This window comes from Chryseobacterium sp. JJR-5R (assembly GCF_034047335.1).
Taxonomy (GTDB): domain Bacteria; phylum Bacteroidota; class Bacteroidia; order Flavobacteriales; family Weeksellaceae; genus Chryseobacterium.
Genome location: NZ_CP139137.1, coordinates 3,765,059 through 3,786,136, shown reverse-complemented (window position 1 = coordinate 3,786,136; position 21,078 = coordinate 3,765,059). Strand labels below are relative to the sequence as shown.

At 40.0% G+C, this 21,078-nt stretch carries 23 protein-coding genes; 10 read left to right on the top strand and 13 right to left on the bottom strand.

The window, feature by feature from the left end; genetic code table 11:
- Window positions 1-1,092 (bottom strand): 4-hydroxythreonine-4-phosphate dehydrogenase PdxA, encoded by a 1,092-nt coding sequence (pdxA, locus tag SD427_RS16730; protein ID WP_320558921.1) that lies wholly within the window; start codon window positions 1,090-1,092, stop codon window positions 1-3.
- Window positions 1,093-1,141: 49 nt separating this feature from the next.
- On the opposite strand from pdxA, the gene SD427_RS16725 reads away from it, so the two are divergent.
- From SD427_RS16725 to SD427_RS16715, 3 genes are read left to right on the top strand one after another with little or no spacing between them, the layout of a single operon-like run.
- Window positions 1,142-1,750, top strand: coding sequence for a riboflavin synthase (locus SD427_RS16725; RefSeq protein WP_320558920.1), 609 nt, complete (start codon window positions 1,142-1,144; stop codon window positions 1,748-1,750).
- A complete protein-coding gene (locus SD427_RS16720) occupies window positions 1,743-3,185 on the top strand; it encodes a HAMP domain-containing sensor histidine kinase (RefSeq protein WP_320558919.1) in 1,443 nt (480 codons plus the stop codon). Before SD427_RS16725 ends, SD427_RS16720 begins: the two co-directional genes overlap by 8 nt.
- A complete protein-coding gene (locus tag SD427_RS16715; RefSeq protein ID WP_320558918.1) occupies window positions 3,185-3,880 on the top strand; it encodes a tRNA1(Val) (adenine(37)-N6)-methyltransferase in 696 nt (231 codons plus the stop codon). The genes SD427_RS16720 and SD427_RS16715 overlap by 1 nt, the downstream gene beginning before the upstream one ends.
- Before the next feature lie 64 nt (window positions 3,881-3,944).
- Here SD427_RS16715 and SD427_RS16710 read toward each other — a convergent pair whose 3' ends face one another.
- Together SD427_RS16710 and rpmH are read right to left on the bottom strand one after the other, a co-directional pair.
- Window positions 3,945-4,655, bottom strand: coding sequence for a cell division ATP-binding protein FtsE (locus SD427_RS16710; protein WP_056214739.1), 711 nt, complete (start codon window positions 4,653-4,655; stop codon window positions 3,945-3,947).
- A 155-nt stretch (window positions 4,656-4,810) separates the two neighbouring features.
- Window positions 4,811-4,969: a 50S ribosomal protein L34 gene (rpmH, locus tag SD427_RS16705; RefSeq protein WP_039365072.1), complete on the bottom strand. Its 159-nt coding sequence runs from the start codon at window positions 4,967-4,969 to the stop codon at window positions 4,811-4,813.
- A gap of 233 nt (window positions 4,970-5,202) precedes the next feature.
- Here rpmH and SD427_RS16700 point away from each other — a divergent pair, with 233 nt between their 5' ends.
- On the top strand, window positions 5,203-6,210 hold the full coding sequence (locus SD427_RS16700; RefSeq protein ID WP_320561055.1) for a bifunctional oligoribonuclease/PAP phosphatase NrnA: 1,008 nt from the start codon (window positions 5,203-5,205) through the stop codon (window positions 6,208-6,210).
- A gap of 39 nt (window positions 6,211-6,249) precedes the next feature.
- On the opposite strand, the gene SD427_RS16695 is transcribed toward SD427_RS16700, so the two are convergent.
- The 7 genes from SD427_RS16695 to tilS all read right to left on the bottom strand — a co-directional run bounded on the left by SD427_RS16695 (window position 6,250) and on the right by tilS (window position 13,508).
- A complete protein-coding gene (locus SD427_RS16695) occupies window positions 6,250-7,044 on the bottom strand; it encodes a patatin-like phospholipase family protein (protein ID WP_320558917.1) in 795 nt (264 codons plus the stop codon).
- Between the two features lie 48 nt (window positions 7,045-7,092).
- On the bottom strand, window positions 7,093-7,917 hold the full coding sequence (locus SD427_RS16690; RefSeq protein ID WP_320558916.1) for a hypothetical protein: 825 nt from the start codon (window positions 7,915-7,917) through the stop codon (window positions 7,093-7,095).
- 9 nt (window positions 7,918-7,926) lie between these two features.
- Window positions 7,927-8,709, bottom strand: coding sequence for an alpha/beta hydrolase (locus tag SD427_RS16685; protein WP_320558915.1), 783 nt, complete (start codon window positions 8,707-8,709; stop codon window positions 7,927-7,929).
- Between the two features lie 10 nt (window positions 8,710-8,719).
- Entirely contained in the window at window positions 8,720-9,229 is a 510-nt protein-coding gene (locus SD427_RS16680; RefSeq protein ID WP_320558914.1) for a hypothetical protein, read from the bottom strand.
- Between the two features lie 145 nt (window positions 9,230-9,374).
- Complete coding sequence (locus SD427_RS16675) at window positions 9,375-9,893, bottom strand: biopolymer transporter ExbD (RefSeq protein WP_320558913.1); 519 nt, start codon at window positions 9,891-9,893, stop codon at window positions 9,375-9,377.
- A gap of 212 nt (window positions 9,894-10,105) precedes the next feature.
- Window positions 10,106-12,175, bottom strand: coding sequence for a protein-disulfide reductase DsbD family protein (locus SD427_RS16670; RefSeq protein ID WP_320558912.1), 2,070 nt, complete (start codon window positions 12,173-12,175; stop codon window positions 10,106-10,108).
- Window positions 12,165-13,508, bottom strand: a complete 1,344-nt coding sequence (tilS, locus tag SD427_RS16665; protein ID WP_320558911.1) for a tRNA lysidine(34) synthetase TilS — start codon at window positions 13,506-13,508, stop codon at window positions 12,165-12,167. The genes SD427_RS16670 and tilS overlap by 11 nt, the downstream gene beginning before the upstream one ends.
- A gap of 85 nt (window positions 13,509-13,593) precedes the next feature.
- Here tilS and SD427_RS16660 point away from each other — a divergent pair, with 85 nt between their 5' ends.
- The 5 genes from SD427_RS16660 (at window position 13,594) to SD427_RS16640 (ending at window position 17,927) form a co-directional block, all read left to right on the top strand.
- The gene (locus tag SD427_RS16660; protein ID WP_320558910.1) at window positions 13,594-14,427 is read left to right on the top strand and encodes an OmpA family protein; all 834 of its coding nucleotides are present in this window, start codon (window positions 13,594-13,596) and stop codon (window positions 14,425-14,427) included.
- A gap of 388 nt (window positions 14,428-14,815) precedes the next feature.
- Window positions 14,816-15,463 carry an O-methyltransferase gene (locus tag SD427_RS16655; protein WP_320558909.1) on the top strand — a complete coding sequence of 216 codons (648 nt, stop codon included), beginning with the start codon at window positions 14,816-14,818 and terminating at the stop codon, window positions 15,461-15,463.
- Between the two features lie 20 nt (window positions 15,464-15,483).
- Window positions 15,484-16,200: a C40 family peptidase gene (locus SD427_RS16650; RefSeq protein ID WP_320558908.1), complete on the top strand. Its 717-nt coding sequence runs from the start codon at window positions 15,484-15,486 to the stop codon at window positions 16,198-16,200.
- An 18-nt stretch (window positions 16,201-16,218) separates the two neighbouring features.
- Window positions 16,219-16,686, top strand: a complete 468-nt coding sequence (locus SD427_RS16645) for a DUF1648 domain-containing protein (protein WP_320558907.1) — start codon at window positions 16,219-16,221, stop codon at window positions 16,684-16,686.
- Between the two features lie 11 nt (window positions 16,687-16,697).
- A complete protein-coding gene (locus tag SD427_RS16640) occupies window positions 16,698-17,927 on the top strand; it encodes a 3-deoxy-D-manno-octulosonic acid transferase (RefSeq protein WP_320558906.1) in 1,230 nt (409 codons plus the stop codon).
- On the opposite strand, the gene SD427_RS16635 is transcribed toward SD427_RS16640, so the two are convergent.
- The 3 genes from SD427_RS16635 to SD427_RS16625 are packed head-to-tail and all read right to left on the bottom strand — an operon-like array spanning window position 17,919 to window position 20,298.
- A complete protein-coding gene (locus tag SD427_RS16635; RefSeq protein WP_320558905.1) occupies window positions 17,919-18,545 on the bottom strand; it encodes a deoxyuridine 5'-triphosphate nucleotidohydrolase in 627 nt (208 codons plus the stop codon). The genes SD427_RS16640 and SD427_RS16635 overlap by 9 nt on opposite strands.
- Window positions 18,545-19,303 (bottom strand): glycosyltransferase family 2 protein, encoded by a 759-nt coding sequence (locus SD427_RS16630; RefSeq protein ID WP_320558903.1) that lies wholly within the window; start codon window positions 19,301-19,303, stop codon window positions 18,545-18,547. The genes SD427_RS16635 and SD427_RS16630 overlap by 1 nt, the downstream gene beginning before the upstream one ends.
- A gap of 17 nt (window positions 19,304-19,320) precedes the next feature.
- Entirely contained in the window at window positions 19,321-20,298 is a 978-nt protein-coding gene (locus SD427_RS16625; RefSeq protein WP_320558902.1) for an acyltransferase, read from the bottom strand.
- A gap of 199 nt (window positions 20,299-20,497) precedes the next feature.
- On the opposite strand from SD427_RS16625, the gene SD427_RS16620 reads away from it, so the two are divergent.
- Window positions 20,498-20,974, top strand: a complete 477-nt coding sequence (locus SD427_RS16620) for a lipocalin family protein (protein ID WP_320558901.1) — start codon at window positions 20,498-20,500, stop codon at window positions 20,972-20,974.
- Window positions 20,975-21,078: the final 104 nt, after the last annotated feature.

Sequence of the window (21,078 nt, the reverse complement as noted above, 5' to 3'; positions counted from 1 at the left end):
TTAACCCTCAGTTTCCTGCGGCAAATCTTCATCAATCCCGTTATCTACAGCCATTTTTCTCAGCTGCAGCCGGTTGCTCGTCAAATCATTGTATTCGCTCCTGTTTTTAAAAATTCTGATGGCAGTAAAGATAGCTTCGCTGAAGCTTTGTTCATCTGCAATGCCTTTGCCTGCAATATCATACGCGGTTCCGTGATCCGGAGAAGTTCTGATAAACGGAAGCCCGGCCGTATAGTTTACCCCTTCTTCATACGCAAGCGTTTTAAACGGAGCCAATCCTTGATCGTGGTACATGGCAAGAACGGCATCGAAGCTCTTGTATTTGCTTGGCTGGAAATAGCTGTCTGCAGGGAAAGGCCCGAAGGCAAGGATTCCGTTGTCAGAGAGTTCTTTAATAGCCGGTGCAATGATTTCAATTTCTTCGTTCCCGATTACGCCGCCGTCTCCTGAGTGCGGATTTAATCCCAGAACGGCAATCTTCGGCCTTGATACATTAAAATCTTCAATGAGCGTCTGGTTCAGAAGCCGGATCTGTTTTTTTATTTTCTCCTTTGAGATATTCTCCGCAACCTGTGCGATGGGAATGTGGTGCGTCAGTACGGCTACCTTCAAATCTTCAGTCACCAGGAACATCAGTCCCTTTTTGTTGAATTTTTCTTCAAAATATCCGGTATGCCCGGCATGTTTAAAGCCCATCTTCACCATCTCGTCTTTATTGATAGGGGCCGTAACCAAAACATCAATCTCCCCTTTTATCAAAGCTTCAGTAGCCGCTTCCAGGGAATCAATTGCCATTTTTGTGGATTCTTCAGTAGGGGTTCCCAATTCTACCATCGAGTTTTCCTTCACGAGGTTAACCATATTGATCTTGCCTTCCTGTGCCTGTGAAGCCTCATTGATATAGTTGAAATTTACGTTAAGCTTGAAAATGTTTTTCTGGTACGTAAATAATTTTCCAGAGCCGAAAATTACAGGCGTAAAAAAGTCCGTAATGGTTTTGTCTGATAGGGATTTCATGATGATTTCCGGACCGATGCCATTGAAATCTCCGATTGAAATTCCTACTCGTACTTTATGGTTTTTTGGGCTCATTTTGATTATCTTTGAAGATTAATAAACTACAAATTTAGCAAAAAATAATATGTTCACAGGAATAATTGAAGCAGTTGGGATAATTGAGGAGATTCAGGGGAACGGAAGCAACATTGATTTTACTTTGTCCTGCCCTTTTACAAATGAGTTAAAAATAGATCAGAGCCTGGCGCATAACGGCTGCTGCTTGACTGTAGTAAAAACGGAAGGCCATCAATACATCGTAACGGCAATCCAGGAAACACTGGAAAAAACCAATCTCGGAAAATGGGAAGTGGGGACTGTGGTGAACCTTGAACGCTGCATGAAAATGGACGGAAGGCTGGACGGACATATTGTGCAGGGCCATGTTGATAGGACAGGGGAAGTGCTGAGCATTGAAAACAAAGATGGAAGCTATTACATTACCATTACTTATAATAATACCGACGGAAGCTTTGTAACGGTTCCCCAGGGGTCCATTACAGTGAACGGGATCAGTCTTACGGTTGCCAACAGTGAAGAGCATCAGTTTTCCGTAGCGATTATTCCGTATACATGGGAATTTACCAATATGAAACATCTTAAAACCGGTGATAAAGTTAATTTGGAATTCGATATAATTGGTAAGTATATTGCTAAGTTAATTAATAAACAGAATGTCAATAAGTATGTATAAAGGATATAGCCTGAGAAACCGTGTCTTTTTTGGTTTCTTATTGGTATGTCTTTTAAGTGTTGTGGCTTCTTCATTGGTTCCTTATTTTATTTTAAGGAAAAATTCTGTCAAAAACAGCAGGATAGATATGCAGGAGAAAACCGGTGCCGTAATGAGATATCTTGATTACGCAGTAAGCCGGACCCGCGTGCAGACCGGTGACCTGAAGGAAGTATTGGAAAACAAAATTTTCGAAATTGCAGATATTAACCAGCATGATATTATTTTATACAACTTAAAAGGCGATTATCTTCTCTCCAATAAAGAAGAAAATCTTGTCGGGCAGAGAAAAATCCCGATCAATATTGTCAACCGGGTCCTTTCTTCAAAGTCAAGGTATGACATCAAAGGGTATGATGCTGCAAAAGATGCAGTCCTCACTTCTTCATATCTGCTTTTGAAAAACAATGACCTGGAACCTATTGCCATTGTCTATATTCCGCTTTATCATGATGAATCTGCATATTTTGACCTTCTTGATATATACGTGAAATATATTGCCATTGTAGATATATTCCTGATACTGTTCAGCATCTGGTTCAGTTGGGTCATGTCTAACAGCCTGGCAAAAAACATTACTAAATTTTCCGATATGATCACCCGCATTACATTGTTCGAGAATGAAATGCGTCCGATCAGGTATTATAAAAATGATGAACTGAATGCTTTGGCCAGAGCTTATAACCGTATGATCCTTCAGATTCAGGACCAGAAAGAACGGCTCCGTTTCATAGCTTCTGAAGAAGCCTGGCGTGAAATGGCCAAACAGGTAGCACATGAAGTAAAGAATCCTCTGACACCGATGAAACTGACCATACAGAATTTTGAACGGAAATTTGATCCCGCCGATCCCAATATAAGGGAAAAAGTAAAGCAGATGAGCAAAACCATGGTTGATCAGATCGATGTAATTGCCACGGTGGCTTCTGCATTCTCAGAATTTGCCAAGCTTCCTGAAAAAAATAATGAGATAATTAACCTGAACAACGAGGTAGAAGATATTCTCAGGATCTTTAATGATGAAGGCATTTTTATGCATGCCAATAAAAGCAGTATCATGATTAATATGGACAAGGTCTACCTTTCCAGGATTATCACCAACCTTGTAACCAATGCAAGGCAGGCAGAGAGCGATGAACGGAAATTAATGGTCAATGTAGATATAGAGCAGCACCAACGCAGGGTAATCATCTCGATACAGGATAACGGCATAGGAATCCCCGAAAATATTTACGAAAGGATTTTTGAACCGAACTTTACATCTAAAAACAGCGGAATGGGATTGGGCTTGTCCATGGTAAGAAAAATGGTGGAAGATTACAAAGGGGAAATTACCGTAAAGTCTGAAGTTGGGAAGGGCTCGACATTCACCATTACTTTACCGACGAATTTATAGTGAAATCTTTTATATTCAGGCAGTTTGAAATCCGGCAGTCGGCAGAGGTATTCCGGGTAGGAACAGACGGCGTCCTGCTGGGAGCCTTGGCAGATATCCGCAATGCCCGCAAAGTATTGGAGGTAGGAACGGGAACTGGGGTTATTTCATTAATGCTGGCCCAGAGAAACCCGAATGCAGCATTCTTAGGGCTTGAGATCAATCAGGAAGCCGTACAGCTTACCCGGCTTAATTTTGTGAATTCGCCTTTTCATTCAAGGCTGAAAAATATTCACCAGGACTTTAAAAGTTTTAGCACACAGGAAAAATTTGACGCAATTGTTACCAATCCGCCATACTTTGAAGTTTCCGGTTCCGGTAAAGATAAAATCGCAAGGCAGACGATAGAATTAAATTTCCGCGAACTCATTTCAAAATCTTCGGAATTTATTTCCGAGCAAGGTGTTTTCTCTGTAATTATCCCCGCAGAAGCCGGAAACGAATTTATTAAAACAGCAGAGGAATATCATTTGTTTTTAATCCGGAAAATAAATATCAAAGGAATTGAAAATTCTAAAGTCAAAAGGCTGGTTCTCGAGTTCTCATTGACCGGAAAAGCATTGGATGAATCTGAATTCATCATAGAAAAAAGTCCGAGACAATACTCGGACCAATATCTTGAACTTACCAAAGCGTTTCATGTTTTTAAAGGATAGAAGCTGGAAATTAGATTTTAGAAACTAGTGATTTCTGAATGTCTGAATTTCTCAATCTTTCATTTTATTCAAACAATTCTGCGGTATCCAGTACGGAAACTTTTCCGTCTTCGCATCGGATGGCTTCTCCAGGGAAATTCTGGATCATATGGTAATCATGGGTGGCCATTACGACAGCCGCCCCGTTTTCAAGGGCAACCTGCTTAAGAACGGTCATGATTTCATTTGATGTTTCCGGGTCCAGGTTTCCGGTCGGCTCATCTGCCAGGATGAGGTCAGGATGATTCAGAAGAGCTCTGGCAATTGCCACACGCTGCTGCTCACCACCGGAAAGTTCATGCGGCATTTTGTGCTTTTTGCTTTTCATATTCACACTCCCCAATACTTCATTGATCCGGTCCTCAATCTTTATTTTATCGTTCCAGCCTGTAGCTTCAAGAACGAATTTCAGGTTTTTTTCAACCGTTCTGTCAGAAAGCAGCTGGAAGTCCTGAAATACGATTCCCAGTTTCCTTCTCAGGTTGGGGATGTCGGAAGCTCTTAACTTTGCCAGATCAAAACCCACCACAGCTCCGTGGCCTGAAACCAGCGGGATGTGCCCGTACAGGGTTTTCAGCAGTGAACTTTTTCCGGAGCCTGTTTTTCCGATAAGGTAACAGAACCTTCCTTTTTTAATATTCAGATTCACATCGGAAAGAACCGTAAAGTTCTTCTGTGCAATTTTTGCATGCTGAAGGGTTATGATATTATCTCCTGATATATTGGTATGTGGCATAATTCAGTTTTAATATGGCTTTTTGTAAGAAATTTTTCAGAACTTAAAAATAGGAAAAAGAAGATGAATAACTTTTAATTTTGGCAAATTTTAACAACAAAAAATGCCTGAAAAACTTCTTTTCAAGCATGATTTGTATATGATAATAATAAAGATTATCTCTTAGCGCGTGCTGCACTTACAGTTAAACTCTTTCTGCCTTTAGCTCTTCTCGCAGCCAAAACTCTTCTTCCATTTGGCGTAGACATTCTTTCTCTGAAACCGTGTTTGTTTCTTCTTTTTCTTTCTGATGGCTGGAACGTTCTTTTACTCATTACTATATGTTTAAATCGTAATTATCTATTATTTTTCAGGTTGCAAAGATATGGTTTTTTTTAAAAGTTGCAAATTTTAGCAAATCTTTTTTTAATTAATATGATCTTTTTTTTTTCTGCTTTCCGGCTTAAGGCTGATGGCCGGATGAATTTTATATCGGTAACAAAAATACGGATGATTTATCTAAAAGCTCTATCTTTGGAAACTCAAATTTAAAAAAATAAACATCATGATGTTTACAGCTGCAGAACTTTTAGAAATCAATACTTTACTGATCCCGGAAAATAAAATAGTAATTCTTACGCATTATAATCCTGATGGTGATGCTATTGGTTCCAGTCTGGGGTTAAAACATTATCTGAAAGCCAAGGGAATCCATGCTGAAGTTATTGTTCCCAATGATTTTCCGAAATTCCTGAAATGGATGCCTGAAGCAAGGAAAACGCTTATTGCAGAATACAAAAGAAAAGTGGCTTCCGACCTGATTAATGAAGCGGATGTCATTTTCTGTTTAGATTTCAACTCGCCTTCAAGGATCGGACTGTTGGGAGAATGGCTAACCCATGCAGGAGGTAAAAAAATACTTATTGATCACCACCAGCAGCCGGAGCCGTTTGATTATGTCTATTCAGACACCGTTATCCCGGCAACCTGCCAGATGATCTATCATTTTATCGAAGCGATGGAGGATGAAAAGCTGGTAAACAGAGATGTTGCCGAATGTCTGTATACAGGTATTATGACCGATACCGGAGGGTTCCGTTTCCGTTCCACAAGCGCAACCACACACAGGATTGTTGCCAGTTTAATAGAAAAAGGTGCAGATCCTGCCATGATCACTTCCAATACCTGGGATACCAATACCGTTTCACGCCTTCATCTGCTTGCTTTGATCTTAGGACGCATCCAGGTGGTAAAAGACGGAAAAGTGGCCATCTTATACCTTACCAGGGAAGAGCTGAAAGAATATGGTTTCCAGAAAGGGGATACGGAAGGTTTCGTTAACTACGGATTAAGCATTCTGGGCGTTAAGATGGCGGCATTTTTCATGGAAGACCTGTATGACGATTTTGTTAAGATTTCCTTCCGGAGCAAAGATGATATGGATGTTAACCAGTTTTCAAGAAAATATTTCAGCGGAGGAGGGCATATCAATGCAGCAGGAGGAAAATCCCACGAATCTCTGCAGGAAACCATTGAAACTTTCAAGAGCAGGATAGAAGGAGAGGATCATCTGTAAAGATAAAAGAAAGGTTTGCTCTTTATTTCTGAAAAATAATTATGTAACCCTTGAATATCCTTTTTCTTCAAGTGCTTTACAGGTATATTCATAAGCTTCCTGAAACATTACATCAAGAAATTTTTTGTTGAATAAGCTGAACTGTGTCATCTTAGGCGGGTCTAAAAAGATATCGCAGGATTTTGCCTTGGAGTATACCGATTTGGCGATCGCCAGGTGCAGGATCCTGTCAAATTCCTTCATTAGGCTCATCTTTTCCAGGCTGTCATAACTGATTGAGTTAACATGCGAGGCAATTAAAAAATCACATTTATCAATAATGGGTTCAATCGGCAGGTTATCCAAAACGCCGCCGTCAACATATATTTTCTCTCCGATTCTTACCGGCGATAAAATAAAAGGAACGCTGGACGAAGCCAGAAGCGGCGTAAAAAGCTCGCCCTCCGAGAAGAAGTCCACGATGCCGTGGGTCATTTCCGTAGCAGCTACATAAACCGGAATTTTCAGGATTTTAAAATCATCTTCCGGAAAATAATCATGGAAAAGCTGTAAAATGAATTTTGAGCTGAAGATCCCATTTTTGGTAAGTCTCAAATAGGATCTTGAGAAAAAAGTGGTCTTTCTGACAATGTCCATCATTTCATCAGGGGTTTTCCCGAAAGAATAGAAGGCTCCGACAATTGATCCTGCACTGGTTCCTGAAATAAGATCCGGCTTCAGGTTATACTCTTCCAAAGCTTTCAGGACTGCAATATGGGCAATCCCGCGCATGCCTCCGCCTGAAAGTGTCAGGCCGATGACCGGTTTCTTTTTTTTTAAAGTGAAAATTCCCATGAAAGCAGTTAGGTACGACTAAGATACACGATTTTTGATAAAACCTGGCTAAGGTTCATCGCATTCAGAATCTATTTTTATGAAGAGGGAATTGAATTTTTTATACATTCTTTCATCATGCTCAGTCTTTTTAAGGGCGTCATTCGCGCAGTTGCCCCAGCCGAAAGTAATTAAATCCACAATGGCATAATCTTTTTGATCAGGTGAGTTTAATCGTTCTTGAAATTCATTCATGATTCTCTGCTGGTCACTGTTTCTTTTGCCCATTGCTTCGCGGAGTTTCCTCCATTCTTCAATCATTTGTGGTCCACCCGAATACAGCGCTTTTGCAAAATTTTCGCAGCCCTTCGAAAGTTGATGATGAAGTAGGAGGGAAGGGTTTGAAAAAGCCTGGATTTCAGTTTTTCGGAATTCATATTCGTCCTTAAGTTCCTGCAGTTTCCGGGTTTTTATATTTTCCCAGTAAGGATCTCTGACTACTGTTAAATTTTCTAACAATTTTTTCTGCTGTGCAAAATCTTTATCAAGTTTAGTTAAGATTTGATCTTTTTCAGTCCTTACTTTCCGAAGGTCATTGAGATTGAAGACCGAGGGTGTGCTGAGTAATGCACCGCCCATCTGGAAATAAAGTTTATAGGTGTCTTCCAGTTCTTTTTTTGAGTATTTATCCGGGTTGAAAATGCCTTTGTTTTCACAAAGTTCAGTAGTGAAAATAAATACCTCTTCTTTGTTTTGTTGGGTATTAACCGAATCCTTCCGTGTGTTTCCGGAAACGGCTTCTGCAGGACTACTTTGTCGCACGGATGTCGTGGTGTTTTCTTTTTTACAGCCTGAAATAATCAGGAAAACGGCAGATAAAATGTAGTTCTTCATAACAGGTATTTACAAGATTAAGTTTTTAGGAAGGTTGTGAAGCAGTTCCGTGTTGATAATGGCTGCACAGATACCCGATTTTTCCCAATGCCCGTTGTGCCCGCAATCCAGGATATAAGATTTGATATTGGTCCTGTCCGGAAGGTTTTTGATCAGCATATCCGTTTTTACGGCATTGTCATGTTTTCCGGCAAGAATCAAAATTTTAGCGTCAAGGTTTTCAAGGACATTTTTTTTATCGGTTCGTTCCACCATACCTTTTACAGAAGCCAATGCGCCGAGGTTATTTGTAGAAAGTGCCGTTTCTAGTGCTGTTTCAATTTTCCCTTCCAGGATATCCCGTTCATTCGGGTTGAACAGATTAGGGATTCCCGCTTTGGCATAATGGGGAAAAGCATCCTTTATGATCCGGTAGCTTTTCATACGTTGTTCTTTCTTATCTTCGTCATCCGGAAAATAGGTGGAAAAAAACAGGGTGAGGCTTTTCAGGTATCCGGGATGTTTTTCAGCAAATACCAGCGAAACATAGCCTCCCATTGAATGTCCCAGCAGGTGCATTTCTTTTATATTCTGATCATCCAGTACTTTTTTCACTTCTTCTGCCATCAGTTCCATGGTCTGGACTTCTGCCATTATTTCAGACTGCCCGTGGCCGGGAAGATCAATTTTCAGCAAAGAAAAATCTTCGGAAAGATGAGGCTCCATATCACGCCATATCGTAAGGTTTTCCATGAAGCCGTGAAGCAGCACCAGGATTTCCTTGCCGTTTCCTTTTCTTTCAAAATTCAGCATAATTCAATAATTAAAAATGGATATCGATATAATCAACAAATCCCGAACCATTGACCATATCCTGAAGCCTGAATGTTTTTCCGCCGTCTTTGGACATAAATGTCTTTGTGCCTTTTCGTGTATATGGTTTCCCGCCGTCGTTTTCAGGAATGTGCTGGGTGATTTCCCCGGTGAAATTCATGTATTTATCAGAAACAACAGCCATAAAACCTTTAATCTTCAGATTATTTTTTCCGGAGGTGATATTGCCTGAAATATGATAATGATCTGCTTCGCCATTAATTTTTAAGAAATTAACAGAACCCGGATTCTTGATCAGGTTATGGGTGAATTTATGGGTCCCGCTGAAATCTTTGAAACGGTTTTTAGATGTAATGCTGTCATTTATTTTGGTTCTTGCGGCATTGATGGAATCTACGATCTTTATACTGTCGGTACGGTTGTTGGCAGAAGATGTTTCTTTTTTAGTACATGAAACCATAAGAACTAAGACTGCAGCAGTGGTTAAAAAGTTTTTCATTGAATAAAATTATCCCCAAAAATAAATAAAAAAAGGGCATTCTGAAATGCCCTTTGATATTAAACTTGCCTGAATTTTTTGTATCTGAATGTGCTGTTTGGACAGCTTTCTTATTAAAGTGGGATTTTAGACTGTCAGATATTTATTATTTTGTTAACTCATCATACACTTTCTTTTCCCAAGGCTTAATGTCTGTCACTCCGTAGCGTTCTTTCTTGGAAATTGCAACATTATCCAAAACGTCTACGAAATTCTTATAATTCGCATCATCCGTTGGTTCAATAATGATGGTAAAGTTTTCTTTTGCCGGAGCATTATCATAGGCTTCAGAAATGATTTTAGTGATGTTGATTCCGCTGAAATCAGTTTCTTTTAAATTGTTTTTGTTTAATTCTTCCTGATTGCTCTGATGATAAAAAACACGGTTGTCTTTACCCAAAATAAAGGTAACCTGATTTTTGTCTTTTACAAAATGATGAGGTGGCTGTGGCCCTTTTGCCGGCAATCCTAAATCCATCACATTGGGTTTTGTAAAATTGGTCGTAAACATAAAGAATGTGATCAATAAAAATCCTAAGTCTACCATCGGAGTCATGTCCACACGGATTTGTTTTTTTCTCTGTTTACCTGCTCCCTGCTTTTCTTGTGCAATAATTTCTGCCATGGTTATAGTTTTTAAATATTAAACAATTATTTCATAGAGATAAGAATAGTTTCTCTATTAATTATTTTTGATGCAAATTTCATACCTGATGACGCAAATGAATATTAATTTTATATTCTTTAAATAATTGTTCCGGCAGCAGCTTAGAAATCAGAACAATAAAAAAGCCTTACCGGTTGAATGATAAGGCTTTTGTTTTTATACAGGAGCGGTTATTTATTCTTTTTATAGAAATTGACACCACATTCCAGGAATTTTTTGAAATCTTCTTTCGGCATATATCCTGAAACCGGCGTATTGATTACTTTTCCGTCCGGCGTGATCAGCACATAATGCGGCTGGGAATTGTTGTTGAAATTCACCTGCTGGAACAGGCTCCAGCGGTCACCGATGGTTTTCACCTTTTTTACCTGCCCGTCGCCCAGATCAATTTTTGTTTTCTGGTCTTCAGGAAGTTCTTCTTTGTCATCAACATACAGAGAGGCCAGAACGATATCATTCTGAAGAATCGGCAGAATATCGGCCTCGCTCCATACGAATTCTTCCATTTTACGGCAGTTTTCACAGCCATACCCTGTAAAATCAATTAAAACAGGCTTGTTTTCTTTTTTGGCCAGTTCTACAGCGGTAAAGAAATCATGCTCCGGGTGCATTCCCAGGATTCCGTCTTTTTCGTCATGGAAGTAGCTTACATTCAGCGGAGGCAGGATCCCGCTCAGCAGCTGGAGCTTCGGGCGGTCTGAAGGAATCAATCCCTGTACCAGATAGATCACAAAACCCAATCCCAGGACACCCAGAATTTTTCTGCCTGCCGAAATTTTCGGTTTTTTATCATCGTGCGGGAATCTGATAAGCCCGAACAAATACAGTGTCAATCCGAGGGCAACAACAATCCAGATGGCAATGAAAAGTTCCCTTTTTAAAAGGAATGTCTTAGAAACCAAGTCTGCTTTGGATAAGAATTTTAAGGCTAAAGCCAGCTCTACAAACCCTAAAACCACTTTTACCGTATTCATCCAGCCGCCTGATTTCGGAAGGCTCTGCAGGGCCTGCGGAAACAGGGCCAGCAATCCGAAAATAATTGCCCAGGCAAGCCCGAAACCGGCCAGTGCAAAGGTAAGCAGCATCGGGACATTGGTAGAACCTGTTACAGCACTTCCCAGTAAGCTTCCCAGAATAGGGCCTGTACAGGAGAATGAAACAATAACAAGCGTTAGGGCCATAAAGAAAATACCGATAATTCCGCCGGCCTCTTCTGCCTTTGAAGATTTGTTTGCAATGGAGCTCGGCAAAGTGATATCATAATATCCGAAGAAGCTTCCCGCAAAGAAAATGAATATAATAAAGAACGCGATATTCAGCCATACACTGGTAGAAATCTCGTTGAAGACATTTCCCGCAATTCCGTCAATGATATGAAAAGGGACACTTAATAAAACAAAGATCATAAAGATGAAAAATCCGTAGATCAAAGCATCTCTTTTTCCTTTTGCCTTGTTTTTATTGCCTTTGGTAAAAAATGAAACCGTAAGCGGAATCATAGGGAACACGCATGGCGTCAGAAGAGCAATAAGTCCTCCGATGAATCCCAGAAACAGATAAGTCCAGTAATTTTCATCCACTTTTGTTGCAGCGGTTCCGCAGTCGGTCAGGGGTTTCTGAAAATCAATGGAGGTTATTTTTAATTGTTTCGGGTCCAGCTTTGACGTTTCCGTAACCGCAGCTTCATTCCCTTTAGGATTTACAGCAACGGTATCCGCTGTTTTTACAGAATCTTTTACAGGTTCTGCTGTTGCCGTTGTGGTAGTTTCTTCCGGAGTGCCTTCAGGTGTAACCTGTTTATTGAATTCCAGTGTATTGGGTGCCAGGCAGACCCGGTCGTCACAGGTCTGATAGGTAATTTCGGCAACTATATCACCGGGCTTGGTCCCATCCTTTAATTTAAACTTTTGCTTAAAACCCGCTGTATTGGAATAATATACAATGTTTCCTCCGAAAGCTTCAGAGAATTCTTCATGCTTTTTCCCAACTTCCGTAAACTTTCCGATCAGTTCAATGTTTTTCCCCGAAACTTTATACTCAGTCGGAATCCCCGTATCTTCCGGAATGTCTTTGGAATAAATATGCCAGCCGCTTTCCATGGTCGCATTCAGCACGGCTTCATACTGGTTGTTCCCTAATTCGTTGATTGTAAATTTAAATTTTACAGGATTTTTGATTTGTGCATTAATTCCCGCTGCCAAAAACAGAAGGACCAGTAAAAACCAGTTTCTAAATTTCATTTTTGCTTTTATTAAAAATTTTGAGAATATTATCGGTTTTCTCATCCCCTGCATATCTCCGGTCCTGCCTGTACGGAATAACCCCAAGTACGGAATTTTCATAGTCTGCCAGAACCCATATTTTTTGCCTCGCTAAAATAGATATTTTTTCGTCCCTAAAAAACTTGGAGACTTTCTTTTTCCCCGAAAAACCGTACGGAAAAAATTCATCGCCGTCCTGTTGCCGTCTTAACCGCAGAGGAAAGCGAAGTTTTCGGGCATCAAAATGCCATTCAAAAGTTTTATTGATTTCTTCAATGTTCCCTATATTACTTTCGAGATTAACGAGGATTTGGTTTTCAGAAAAATCAAAATGTTCAATCAGAACGATTTCTTCCTCCGGATTATTCTCTTCATCATCTGTCCTCTTTTTGAAGATCAGTTGTTCCCGGTTGATGATGAGCCGGTAATCCGTTGAAAAAAAAGAGCTCCCGTTTTCAGCATTAAAAATCTTAGGAATCTCGTTTTCCTGATTAAAACCGTATTTCTTTAAAATTTCAAATTTTACAAAATCGCTTTCCTGAGCCAGTTTTTCCCGGGATAAAATTACATACGGATCATCCGCAATAGAGATCCGGTTTTCTATCTCGTGGATCTGTTCCTGAATAAAATCCCTGGCCTGGTTTAAATAAGAAAGGCTTTTGCTGAAATTCTCCATAAAATGGTTGTTGGTTTCCAGCAGTTCCGGAACAATGCGGTTCCTGATCCTGTTCCTCAGGTAATCATTTTTCTGATTGGACAGGTCTTCACGGTAGGCGATGTTGTTTTCTCTTGCGAAACGATAAATCTCTTCTTTTGTGAAGTTTAAAAGAGGGCGTAAAATACTGTTGCTATTTGCAGGAATCCCGCTCAGTCCTTTGATTCCAGCTGCTTTGGAGAGATTGATGATGAATGTTTCCAGCTGGTCGTTCAGGTGATGGGCAGTTACCAGAAATTCCAGATGTTCTTTTTCCTGAACTTCTCTGAAGAAACGGTACCTTAATTCCCGCGCCCAGAGCTGGATGGAGTTCCCGGGCTTCTCATCTTTTTCAGAAACTTTATATAAATGAAATCTGATGTTGTTTTTTGTACAGAAATCTTCAACCGTTTGCTGGTCCAGATCAGAATCACTGCCCCTGAGCCCGTAATTAATATGGGCAACCTGAAACGTATATCCTACATCTTTTAACTGGTTAAACAGCCAGGCCAGCACCATAGAATCGGCACCGCCGCTTACTGCAAGAAGATAGCTTCGCTGTTCAGGAAAAGGAATAAGGTGATCTAATTGTTTTTTTAAGCCAGATGGGTTCAACATGGATGCTGAGAATTTCTTTGTACAAAGATAATCCATATAATTAAAATGAATTTTTTACCTTTGGACCGTCTAAAAATGATTATTTATGAAAATATTTAAAATCTTAGCAGTATCTGCAATGGTGTTGGGGATGACATCTTGTATCAGCAAAAAGCAGTATGATGCATTAAGCTCGAATTACAAACAATGTATTGAAAACGTTGGTGAAAGACAAAGGGAAATCCAGGATCTGAAATCCCAGAACTCTGCTTTGGCAAGCGAAAACGGTTTGTTGAAAAGCCAGCATGACGCTTTAAAATCTTCATTGGATGCGTGTCTTTCAAATACAGGAAAAAGTTCTGCAAACATTGACAAGTTAGTGGGAGAGATCAATTCTTCCAATTCTTATATCAAGCAGCTGATTTCAAGCAATGCAAAAAACGACAGCTTAAACCTGGCTTTATCAAACAAGCTGAAAAGATCTTTGGATAATGTAGCGGACGGCGATGTTCAGGTAAAAGTGCTGAAAGGAGTGGTAATGATTTCACTTTCAGACAAAATGTTATACAAAACAGGAGATTACAGCATATTGCCTGCTGCCCAGGAAGTACTGGGTAAAGTGGCTAAGGTAATCAACGACTATGACAAATATTCTGTACTGATCGAAGGAAATACCGATAATGCTCCTTTAAATTCTTCGAATTTACCGAGAGACAACTGGGATCTTTCTGCTCTGAGAGGAGCTTCGGTAGCTAAAGTACTGCAGACCCAGTTTGGCGTAGACCCGGCAAGAATTACAGCAGGAGGGCGTTCTGAGTTTAATCCTAAAGCAACCAACATGAGCGTTTCCGGAAGAGCCGAAAACAGAAGGACGGAAATCATCATCATGCCTAAACTGGATGAGTTCATGAAACTGATGGACATCACGCCGAAGAAATAATTAAAACAACATTCAATCAATCAATAAAAATAACTCCCGAAGCAATTCGGGAGTCATTTTTTTATCAGATAAGTTCTTCTTTTTTAAGTATCAGGATGATCCGTTTAAAGAGTGATCCGGATCTCTTTAGTTTGGCAGTACCCGGATAAGAATGCGCAGTACCTTGCGGCACTGCGATTCTCTGATTCTTGTGGTTAGTTTGTTTTTCTCCTGCCTTCATCTTGGTCTTAGTGTTTACCCTGAGTTGCAAAATTAAAATTATTACCATGTTAAACTATCCGTATTTCTACGGTATTTCAAGTGAATTTTTCTCGCATTTCCGTGGTCTTCCACATAATTCATGGTTTTTGCCTATATTTAAGTAATTTTGAATCACAAAATTTGTATCATGAGTTTTTTTGAAGAAAAAAATCCGGAAATGGACCGGTATCTGGAAACACATGCTTCTTCAGAACCTGAAATTCTGAAAAAGCTAAGACGGGAGACCTATCAGAAAACCACGCAGCCGCACATGATTTCCGGTTACCAGCAGGGAAGGCTGTTAACGATAGTTTCCCGGATGCTCCGCCCAAAAAATATCCTTGAAATCGGGACCTTTACCGGATATGCTGCATTATGCCTTGCAGAGGGCCTTGCAGAAGACGGAAAAATCACGACACTGGATGTTAATGAAGATCTTGCGCACCTGCCAAGGAAATATTTTGCCGAAAGCGAATATTCTTCGAAGATTGATTTTAAGCTTCGGGATGCCAAAGAATTTTTAAGAGAAACGGATGAAATTTTCGATCTGGTTTTCATCGATGCAGATAAAGAGAATTACGCAGAATATTTCAGACTTATAAAACCAAGAACAGCATCCGGATCGGTTGTCATGTTCGATAATGTGCTCTGGTACGGGAAAGTACTGGAAGAAAACCCGAAACAGAAATCTACACAGGTGATTAAGGAATTAAATGATTTGATTGCAAAAGATGACGATTTTGAAAATCTTATTTTACCTTTGCGGGACGGAGTGAATTTTCTCCGCAGAAAATAATCATTCAATAATATAACTTGATGGATAAAGGAATTTGTGTGGTTACCGTAGCCCCCGTTCGTGCGGAAAGTTCTGACCGGGCGGAGATCGTTACGGAAATACTGTTCGGGGAAAGTGCGGATATTCTGGAAGTCAATAAAAACTGGACCCGGATAAAAATGCACTATGATGGCTATGAAGGATGGATGGATACCAAGCAGTTGAAGCCTGTGACAGAACAGGACCTGGCCAGGCGGAAAATTACGGTTATTACTGAAGATTTCTCTTCTGTTTTAATGCATGACGGGAAGATGCTGCTCTCTATGGGTTCAGAGGTTGAGTTTCCTGCAGTCGCTTCCAGGAGGAGCCATGATTTGCGTGAAAGTGTTTCCCTTACGGCTAAGGAATTTTTAAATGTCCCTTATCTGTGGGGCGGGAAAAGTTATTTCGCGGTAGACTGTTCCGGATTTACCCAGCTGGTTTATAAAATTCACGGGGTAAAACTGCCGAGGGATACTTCCCGGCAGATAGAAGTGGGGGAATCGCTTACCTTTGTAGAAGAGAGCCGTCCGGGCGACCTGGCATTTTTCGAAAATGCAGAAGGAAAGATCATTCACGTAGGCATCATGCTGGACAATCAGAGAATCATCCACGCTTCGGGAAAAGTAAGAATTGATACGCTGGATTCCACCGGCATTTTCAATAAAGAAATGAATAAGCACACCCATAAGCTGAGGGTGATCAAAAATATTTTATAACGTTTTAATTCCTCTGAAATGAAAGATGCATTTCTGGTTATTTTTGATGTTTTTAATTTCGGGCTGCTGGTTTTTTTATGGGGATTTACCGTAAAACATTTTGTTGCGTTGCCGCAGACCATTCCCGTTCATTTTGACTTTGACGGTAAAGCAGACCGTTTCGGGAACAGGAAGTATTCTTTTTTGCTGCCGGTCATGCTTACTGTATTTTATTTGATATTCACATGGGTAAGCAGAGATGCCGGCGCTGCCAACTTTCCTGTGGAAATTACTGAAGAGAATAAATATGCACAGTTTCTTATCATGGAAATATTCATCCGGTGGCTGTATGTTTTAATCGCACTGATTTTCCTGAACAGTCAGGATTATACGTTCAGGTATTCTTTTGATGAAAAGGTGAAGCCAAAGGTTCCCCTGGCAATTTCATTTCTCGCCGTAATCGGAAGTTTAGTTATTGCTTTCATTTTCGCAGGCCTATTTAAATAATATCAGAACCCATGTCATTTCTTTACCACATATTCATTAATCTGCTCATCTTCGGGATGAAGGTCTTCTCTTGGTTCAATGACAAAACTAAAAAAGGCGTTGAAGGGAGAAAAGAATCATTATATAAAGTAAAATCAGTTTTTTCAGAGACCGACCGGGTGATCTGGATGCATGCGGCCAGCCTGGGGGAATATGAGCAGGGGCTTCCTGTTCTGGAGCAGCTGAAAGAAAAATTTCCTGGCCGTAAAATCCTTGTCACTTTCTTTTCACCGTCAGGATATGAGAACATTGTTAAAAAGAAACACATTGCAGATGTTGTCTGTTACCTGCCTTTTGACAAAAAATCCCATGTTAAGGAATTTATATCACAGTTTTCCGTTGAACTGTTTTTTACGGTAAAGTATGAGTACTGGTATCACCTGCTTCAGGAACTGAAAAACCGGGGAGCAAAAACATATGTGATTTCAGCGCTGTTTTATGACGGGCAGTCTTTCTTTACCTCTTACGGAAAATGGTTTGTACAGCAGCTGCAGAAAAATATCGACTGGTTTTTCCATCAGACGGATATGTCTTTTGCGCTGGCAAGAAGCATTGGCCTGATGCAGGCCTCCGTTACCGGAGACACAAGGTTTGACCGGGTAAAACAATTGAGGCAACGGGATAACCATGTTCCTTTCATCAAAGATTTTATCGGGGATGATAAAGCTGTGGTTTTCGGGAGTTCCTGGCAGGCTGAGGAAAAAATGGCAGAGGAAGTTTTATTATCCAGCCCTTATGTAAAGCTGATTATTGCACCGCATGACCTGAAAGGGGTACAGCACTTGAAACAGGTTTTCCCCGAGGCCGTCTTATACAGTGAAATCAAGAAACCGGATGAAAAATTCAGATCAAGGGTTTTAATCATTGACAGCATCGGCCTGTTGTCCAAATTGTATTCCTATGCAGACATTGCCGTTGTAGGCGGAGGTTTTCATAATGCCGGACTGCACAATATTCTTGAAGCGGCCACTTTTGGCGTTCCGGTGATTTTCGGGAACCGTTACAGAAAAAATCCCGAGGCGGATGAACTGATTTCCGTGGAGGGAGGGAAGTCTTTTGAAAATGCGGGTCTTGCTGCCGATTTTGTAATCTTCCTGATCAATAATGAAGAGATGCTTCAGGCGATGTCTGCCAAAGCTGAAAAGTTTATCAGCGAAAAGCCGAACTCAACAGATTTAATCATCAGGAAAATGCTATCGTAAGAAACCCTGGCTCTTTATTTCTTTAATGATCAGGTCAAAATGATCAGGGATGTTCTCTGTCCTGAGCCAGTTGAAATCAATTTCATTATTGGTAAAAAGCTTTGATAAATAATGATTCTTAAGTACTTTTTCCTTCAGGCCTTCCAGCTGCTCATCAAATTCCATCCAGTAATCCTCATCCAGTTTTTTAATCAGAAGCAATGACCTTACCGTTTTGTTGATGAGGTAAAGGTAGAGCTTGTAGACATTATCGAACCGCTGCCGGCTGAGGTCTTCATGATGGGTCAGGATTGTATCAATCAACAGCAAATTAAGAGATACGTCTCCGAATTTATCGGTGGTTATTTTAACATGCTCCGTGATTTCCCCGCTTATTTTCCGGATGATGGTCAGGAAATATTTGGGGTTGCCGATGTATTTCGAAGCCATGTATACTTTCTCCCGGATGTGTTCTTCCATGGCATTTCTCTTGTCATCCGTAGTTTCAGGATCAATCAGTTCAAAATATAGTTTTTTAGACAGCAGCGGGTCTTTTTTTAACAGCCTGAAGATAAGGCGGTCCTTTTCTAAGCCTGAAAATGCGCTTAATGCAGCTTTAAACTCTTTGGAGTATTCCATCAGTTGAAAATTTTAGAATATTTTAGAAATCCGTTCAATGCCCAGTTAGCGGTATAGTATAATGATGTTACAGTAGAAAACCCCATAAAATCCTTATAAACAAGATACTGGTCTTTAATGATATTTTTCTTATTCCTGGAGACACTGTTTTCACGCATCCTGTATTTGGCCATGGTTTTCTGCACAGGATATCCTTCCGGTATTTCTTTCAGTAAATTCAGCCACATTACATGGTCTTCACGCTTGCTTTTTACCGGAAAGAAAAATTTCCCGACCCTTTTCGTATCGTAGACTGTTGAGACCGGCGCCAGCCTGCAGGTTTTAAGCAGATTAGAAAAGGTTACAATTTTATCCGCCAGAAAATCTTTTAATATAGGCTGCATGGTATGCTCGTCGCATCTTGAATAATTACAGTACACCAGTTCAGCACCATTTTCTTTCATATAAGCCGTCATAGTCTGCAGATATTCCGGATACCAGTAATCATCTGAATCCAGGAAAGCAATATATCTTCCCTGTGCTCTTTCCAAACTTTTGTTTCTGGCATTCCCTGCGCCCCCGTTCTGCTCCAGGACCTGTAATTTGATTCTCGGATCATTGTATTTCCTCAGAATTTCTACAGTTTGATCCCTGGAAAGGTCGTCTGTAATCAGCCATTCCCAGTGTTCATAGGTCTGGTTTAGCACGGACTGTATTGTCTCCTCAATAAATTCTGCGGAATTGTATGACGGCGTAATAATGGATACCAGATCTTTCATTCGTGTTTTGCAATTAATTATAAAAATTTTTTCTCATACAGGTGCCAAGAGCTGACGCCTACTGCAATAACCACCAGCATGCAGACAAATGCCATGAAAAAAGGGTTGTAGTCTTTAAAAAGTCCCAGAGTGGTAAAAACCCGGATGATAGGAAAATGGAAAATATAAATCCCGTAGGTAAAGTCTCCGTATTTTCCGAAATTGTTCAGGAATTTGAGGGAATAAGCAATATAAAGAACAATAATGCCGATCATCATCGGAGAGAAAAGCTTAATGTCGAAAATCAGATCAATCCAGACTGTCACAACAGCAATGAGGAACAGGATATTTTTATGCCGGATAAATTTGTCAAAATTAAAATAGATCAGCATTCCGGGTATGAAATAACACAGTACTCCGGGAATCTGCTTAGACAGTGAAATTTTATCCAGGGATTCAAAATAATTTAGATAAACCAGTGACAGGAAATAAATGACCATTAAACTGATGTTCCTGTATTTATTGTTTTTGCCGAAAAACATGAACAGCAGCGGAACGGAAAAATAATAGCACATTTCTACCTTAAGGGTCCAGAGTGCACCGTTCACCGCCTGATTGCCGAAAACGCCGGGAAGCCATGGTGCCTGGAAATTTAAAAACATAGAATTCCAGAACAGGTATTTATAAACTTGGGGATTGCTGAAATATTCTTTAAAAGGAAGTGTGCTGACGAGGCTTAATAAGATGGCACATAGAAAAACAACCAGCAGGTAAGCAGGGACAATTCTTTTGATCCTCTTTTTTAAATAGCTTTTTAAACTTGAAGACCGGTCATAGCTTCTGGCAATAAGAAATCCACTGACAATAAAAAAGCCGAAAACGGCAACTTCTACAGGACTTTTCTCGAAAATCTTAAGTTCTTCAGAGGCACTCAGTGCTCCCAGGTGTCCTACGAAAACGATAAAAGCGAGAAGAACACGTAAGAAGTCAAAGTTGTTTTTCGTAATGTCTTGCATTTGCATTGTTTTGTGCAAAAATAGTTTTTTTTAAAGAATACAGGTTGAGTCCCCCGTTTATAATTTATTAAATAAAGGTAATAGCATATCGTTCCACCATTATATTTTTGAAAATAAAGGGCTTTGTTATAAATTTTTGATAAAAAATGATTAAATACATCAAAAAAATTATAATTTTAGGGCTTCAAAAATTTGATACATGAAGAAATTAGCATTACTGTTTGCAGGCTTATCATTATTCGTTGCTACCGGATGTGATAACAATGACGATAATAATACCATAGAATATCCTATTGTCGGGACATGGCAGCCTATAAAAAAAGTGGTGACAAGTGTTCCTATAGGAGGCACGCCTGTGTCCGACGGTATTTCTTTTGACACTGCGTGCCAGAAAACATCAAGATGGGTATTTAAGGAAGGTTCAGCAGGTAAAAGGACAGATAACGGCGACAGTGCAACCCCGGGAACATGTCAGCCTAATTTCGACAGAAACTTCACCTATACCTATGACAGGGAGAGTAAGGCGATTCAGGTTAAATACCAGGGAATCGTAGAGCCGGGTAAAGGAAAGGTAACCTTGCTTAATGAAACTACTTTAAATATCTCTTTTGAAGATACAACAGACCCTACTGAATTTCATTCTGAGACCTTTACATTGAAAAGAATACCTCAATAAGGATCAGGTTATTGATAAATATTATAAATCTCGTCTCCGGATGGGATTTTTTTGTTTTATCATATTTAAGCCGAAATTCAATTTCCATTTCTTTTAAAATCATT